Raw genomic sequence first — 5,706 nt, 5'->3', positions numbered from 1 at the left:
TGGACCAGATATACAATCAGGCGGCGAAGATGCGCTATATGTTCGGCGGAAAGGCGAAAATACCGATGGTCATAAGGACGGCATGCGGCGCCGGCGGATCTGCGGCGGCACAGCATTCCCAATCCCTTGAGGCGTGGTTCATGCACGTTCCGGGATTGAAGGTCGTAGCTCCCTCCACCGCTTACGATGCCAAAGGATTGCTCGTAAGCTCGATAAGGGACGATAATCCCGTCATATTCGTAGAACATAAGTTCATATATGACCTGGAGGGCGAAGTGCCCGAGGATATTTACTCCATACCACTGGGAAAGGCTGACGTAAAAAGGCAGGGAAGCGACGTAACGGTTATTGCCACGATGGCGATGGTCCATAAAGCACTAGAGGTAGCCGAGGAGCTGTCCAAGGAAGGCATCAGCGTGGAGGTCATCGATCCGCGGACGCTGCAACCCCTAGACGGCGAGACGATCATCGAATCGGTAAAGAAGACCCACAAGGTGGTCATCGTCCACGAGGCAGTCAAATTTGCCGGTCCCGGCGCGGAAATTGCGGCCATGATCGCTGAAGAGGCCTTCGATTATTTGGATGCTCCGATAAAGCGCGTAGCTGCTCCCTTTACTCCCGTACCCTTTAGCCCCGTGCTCGAACAGGAATACATCCCAAGCAAGGAAAAGATCATCGCCGCCGTAAAGGAAGCCGTAGCGTGACCTAATGCAGGGAACATGTCTTGAGGGGTAAATTAGGCTTCAGGGGATATGGCAAAACTTGCGCTGTTTTTTGTCTACTCCGATCACGTGACGGGTCAGTCGGTCAACGTCGATGGAGGGTCTATGACATTTTAATCTGATTGGAAAGGGGAATCGATATCCTTGACATTGGTAGGGATCATAGCTAACCCCGCTTCGGGCAAGGACATAAGAAGGCTGGTCGCTCACGGCTCGGTCTTCGATAACATCGAAAAGGTAAACATCGTTAGGCGCGTATTGTTGGGGCTTGAGGCGACAGGCGTCGAACGCGTGCTATACATGCCTGACTATTTCGGCATAGTTCCCATGGCACTGGAACATGTCCACCTGAACATGACAGTGGAGCCGTTGAAGATGTACTGCGAAGGGACACAGGACGATTCCACTTTGGCTGCCAAGCTGCTGGAAGATGAAGGCGCGAAATGTTTAATCATACTCGGAGGGGACGGGACCAACCGGGCGGTTGCCAAGGGAAGCGTTGCCGTCCCCTTCATGTCGGTTTCGACAGGGACCAACAACATCTTTCCCTGCATGGTGGAAGGTACAATAGCGGGGATGGCTGCAGGCTTCATAGCCACGGGAGCTGTCTCTGCCGAAGAAGGGACGTTTAAGACGAAGAGGCTGGACGTCATGATCGACGGCAAACCATCGGACATCGCCTTGGTGGACGTCGCCCTTTACGACGATATATTTTTGGGCTCAAAGGCCATATGGAACATGGATAAGGTCAAAGAGCTGGTATTGACTCAGGCAAAGCCAAGCAACATCGGGCTTTCGTCCATCGGTGGCATGGTCATTAAGCGTCCGTTGCCGCAGGACAAGGGGCTTCACATCGTACTTGGGCCGCTGGATTCCGGGGAAGGTTTGAAAATCACGGCTCCCGTGGCACCCGGCCTTATAAAAGCAGTGAAGGTGTTGGATTGCAGGGAAATCTCGATGGAAGACGAAATTGTATTTGATATGAGCCCGGCAGTGATCGCCCTGGACGGTGAGAGGGAAGTGGAATTGCTCCCGGGAAAGAAGGCTTCGGTGCGTTTAAGCAAAAACGGCCCGCGAGTCGTGGACATCGAAAGAACTATGTGGCTTGCCGTTCAAAGAGGACGCATGACCAATCACGGCAAATAGGGAGGTGTAGTTTTTATGGCAACAGTCATCACAATGCCCAAGCTTGGCCTCACCATGACATCCGGCTCGGTGGCCAAATGGCATAAAAAGGAAGGAGACAGGGTCGAAAAGGGTGAGGTGATCCTGGAGGTCTCCACGGAAAAGATCACCTATAAGGTCGAAGCCCCCGAAAGCGGGGTGCTCAGAAAGATCTTGGTGCAACCGGGGACTAAGGTGCCCATCGGTACGCCCCTTTGTATAATAGCAGCCATGGACGAAGATATAAGCGAGCTTTTAAAGGGAGCTCCTACGGCTCCAGCAGCTGAAAAGCCCGCTCAACCGGAAGCCAAGCCCGCCCCGGTGGCTGCAAAACCAGCAGGCGAAGAGGTTTTGATCAAGGCCACGCCCATCGCAAAAAAGATAGCCAAGGAACAGGGCATCGATTTAGCCCTGGTTACCGGCACGGGTCCGGGTGGAAGGATAGTAGAAAAAGACGTGCTTGACTTCATCGAAAGACAAAAGGCCGCAGCCGAGGCAAGGCCGGTCGCTGAGGCTGCTCCACTTAAAAGGATAGCTTTATCCGATGTCAGGCAAGTAATAGCCGAGAGGATGTCCACGAGCTGGCAGAACTCGCCCATGGTCACGTTAAACGTGGACGTAGATTGCGCTTTGTTAAAGAAACTGCGGGAAGACCTAAAATCCTCTTTTAAGGAAAAGGGGCTTAACCTCTCTTACAACTATATATTGATGAAAGCCTGCGCCGTCGCATTGAAAGAACAGCCGATGCTCAATTCCTACTTGGAAGGCAACGAGGTAGTTCTCTACGACGAGGTCAACATCGGCCTTGCCGTGGCGACGGAGGAGGCGTTGCTCGTTCCCGTGGTCAAGGACGTGGCCGGCAAGAACTTGTACGAAATTGCCTCTGACGGTGATGCCTTGATCGAAAAGGCCCGCAAAGGCGAACTTGCTATAGACGACGTAACGGGTGGCACCTTTACGATCACCAACCTCGGGATGTTCGGCGTTAGAGACTTCACTCCCATCATCAACCCCCCGCAGTGCGCCATCTTGGGGGTTGGAGAGATGAAAGACAAACCCTGCGTTTGTGACGGCCAAATAGTCGTCAAGCCCATGATGACGCTTTCTTTGACCTTCGACCACAGGATCGTCGACGGCGCTCAGGGGGCCATGTTTATCAGGCGAGTGAAAGAGCTGCTTGAAAATCCCTTGCTGCTCCTGGCTGTCTTAAAATAGGACATGACATTACAGTACAAGGTGTAGGGGAAAATGCCCCTACACCTTCCTTTGGGAGGTGTGGCCGGTTGAGCAGAAGATGTTTTGTCGTGGAATTTAAAGAGCCCCTGGGTTACGGCGACGGCCTTACATTTCAGGAAAGGGCTTTTGAAAAAGTTTCAGCGGGTGAGGCCGACGGCATACTTCTTCTTTTGGAGCACAAGCCCGTTTTTACCGTGGGAAGATCGGGGGGAAGGGAAAACCTGCTCGTGGATGAAAGGGTCCTTGAGGCTTACGGGATAGAGCTATACGAGACGAACAGGGGAGGAAACATAACCTACCACGGTCCGGGGCAGATAGTCGCCTACCCCATATTTAATTTGAGCAAATGGAAGAAGGACCTTCCATGGTACGTCTCATGCCTTGAAGAAGTGGTTATACAAGTGCTGAAAGATTACAATATAAAGGCCGGCAGGAAGCCCAAATACAGGGGCGTCTGGGTCGCAGACAAAAAAATCGCAGCCATAGGTATCGCCGCCGACAGATGGATCACCATGCACGGCTTTGCCTTTAATGTAAGGGTTGACAAGTCACATTTCGAGCTCATCAACCCCTGCGGTATAAAGGAGTTTTCCGTGGCCTCGCTCGACGACTACGTCGAGGACGTAGATTTTCGGGAGGTCGTAAAAAAGACCAGGGAAAAGTTTTCCTTGGTCTTTGAAGCCGGCTTCGATGAAGTTGCGAAAGAATGGATTTTAACTTAGCCCAGGCCTTTGTGACGTATTACAGCCCAGCCACATATCCGTATTTTTCCACGAACTGCTGCGGCGTCATGTTGGCGATGCGCGACATCTTGTTTAAGAGGAATTCCGATTCGAAGTCGCCCCTTTCCAGGCGGATCATGTATTCCTTGGCAATTCTGTATTGCAGCGAATTTGTATCCACGAGCCTGATCCTCATCTTGCCCGTGGCGGGGTCTACTATTTCATCGAAGGGTATGGGCGTCAGTTGGTTGTTTTGTATGGTGATCACAGCATTGGTGCCGCCGCCTGCCAGAAACTCGAAGGCACCGTAACCCAGGTTTCGGGTGTACTCCACGTCGAAGGGATTTGGGGGAGCGCATCTGACTTCGTATCCGATCTCCTTGTTTTGGACCGATATGGGGATGCCCATCTTCTTTAGCTCGCCGTTGAGCTGCTTTTTTAAGACGTCGGAGAAGTTGATCTCGGCATAGCGGACGTGCCCGTAGTCGTCCTTTTCTATGGAATCTATGGCCGCAAGCTCCTGAGAGGGGATTTTGGAGATCAGCCCTTCGGCCGCCACTATCACGCCGTGGTCCTTTTCCAGGGCAAGCCTTTTTATGATGGCGCCGCTCATTATGTCGATGACGTGCTTAAGGCATATGGTGTCTCCCTCGAACTCCTCTGGTATTACGGTGAGCGTGGCGCTGGCACTTTTGCCTATGCCTAAGGCCAAATGTCCGCTGGAACGTCCCATCGTTACGACCAGAAACCAGCGGCCCATGGTCTTTGCATCCTCCATGAGGTTCATCACCAGCTCGGCACCCAGTGCCCTGGCCGTCTCAAAACCAAAGGTGGGCAGCCCCTCGGGCAAAGGCAGGTCGTTATCTATTGTCTTTGGGACGTGGACGAAATGGATGTTTAAGCCGAGCTTTTCCCTGGCAAACTCTGACAACTTGTAGGCGGCGTAGGCCGTATCGTCCCCGCCGATGGTGACTATATGGGTGACGCCAAGGTCGACTAAGTTTTCGACCACTGTCTTTAGCGTCTGTTCGCTTTTTGTGGGGTTAAAGCGCGACGTGCGCAGTATGCTTCCTCCCTCGGTGTGGATGCGGCTTACCATGTCTATGGTAAGGGGGATGACCCTTTTATTGGCCGTTGCCAGGCGGGAAAAGCCGTCGCAGATGCCAAGCACGTCCCAGCCGTTGTTTCGCGCCTCTATGGTGACGGAAGCTATTACGTTGTTTATCCCCGGCGCGGGCCCTCCGCCGCATATGAGGGCCAAGGTGTTGCCCTTAAAGTTCATGTGCGTTCCTCCTCCTGTGCGATTGCCTTCATAAATAACGGCAAGTTTATCGTATTTTAACTGCGTTTGCTTATTTTGTCCATGCGATCCGTTAGGTTGAAGGCCCAGAGAAAATTCGAGCTTGACATGAAGCCTTTTGCTTAAATGCGGCTAAAATATATTAGGCATCTCATGGTCTTGGGAAGGTGTATGAAAAGGTGAACGCAAAAGTAATGGCGATATACGAGGCCTTACTAAAGCATTACGGCCCGCAGGGGTGGTGGCCCGTTGCGGGAAGATACCATCCGGGAGATTACGGATATCCCAGAAACGAAGAAGAGGCCTTTGAGATCATCGCAGGGGCGGTGCTCACGCAAAATACGGCCTGGACGTCGGTTGAGAGGGCGCTTGAAAATTTGAGGCGCATCGAAGCGCTGAACCCTTGCAAAATCCTTGCTTTAAGCTTGGACGTGCTTAAATCGGCCATAAGGCCCGCAGGGTTTTTCAACCAGAAGGCGATTTATTTGAGGGAAATCGCTCTCCTTTTTGCGGGATTGAAGGGAAGGACGCCATCCAGAAAGGAGCTTATGTCCGTCAAAGG

5 protein-coding genes and 1 pseudogene are annotated in these 5,706 nt (G+C 52.5%); 5 read left to right on the top strand and 1 reads right to left on the bottom strand.

Features of this window, described 5'->3' with window-relative positions:
• The 4 genes from Q7P41_RS08010 to lipB all read left to right on the top strand — a co-directional run.
• Positions 1 to 704, top strand: a 704-nt coding sequence (locus tag Q7P41_RS08010; protein ID WP_303883328.1) for an alpha-ketoacid dehydrogenase subunit beta, incomplete at its 5' end; no start/stop codon positions are given.
• A gap of 162 nt (positions 705 to 866) precedes the next feature.
• Positions 867 to 1,868: an ATP-NAD kinase family protein gene (locus tag Q7P41_RS08005; RefSeq protein WP_303883326.1), complete on the top strand. Its 1,002-nt coding sequence runs from the start codon at positions 867 to 869 to the stop codon at positions 1,866 to 1,868.
• 15 nt (positions 1,869 to 1,883) lie between these two features.
• The gene (locus Q7P41_RS08000) at positions 1,884 to 3,101 is read left to right on the top strand and encodes a dihydrolipoamide acetyltransferase family protein (RefSeq protein WP_303883325.1); all 1,218 of its coding nucleotides are present in this window, start codon (positions 1,884 to 1,886) and stop codon (positions 3,099 to 3,101) included.
• A gap of 68 nt (positions 3,102 to 3,169) precedes the next feature.
• Entirely contained in the window at positions 3,170 to 3,844 is a 675-nt protein-coding gene (lipB, locus tag Q7P41_RS07995; protein WP_303883323.1) for a lipoyl(octanoyl) transferase LipB, read from the top strand.
• Positions 3,845 to 3,863: 19 nt separating this feature from the next.
• Here the strand turns inward: lipB and pfp are convergent, their stop codons facing one another.
• A complete protein-coding gene (pfp, locus tag Q7P41_RS07990; RefSeq protein WP_303883321.1) occupies positions 3,864 to 5,105 on the bottom strand; it encodes a diphosphate--fructose-6-phosphate 1-phosphotransferase in 1,242 nt (413 codons plus the stop codon).
• A 218-nt stretch (positions 5,106 to 5,323) separates the two neighbouring features.
• On the opposite strand from pfp, the pseudogene Q7P41_RS07985 reads away from it, so the two are divergent.
• Positions 5,324 to 5,706 (top strand): annotated as a pseudogene (locus tag Q7P41_RS07985) (endonuclease III domain-containing protein); the annotation flags it as partial.

The sequence above is a fragment of the Acetomicrobium mobile genome, from assembly GCF_937920065.1.
This window is presented reverse-complemented; position numbering and strand designations above follow the sequence as displayed.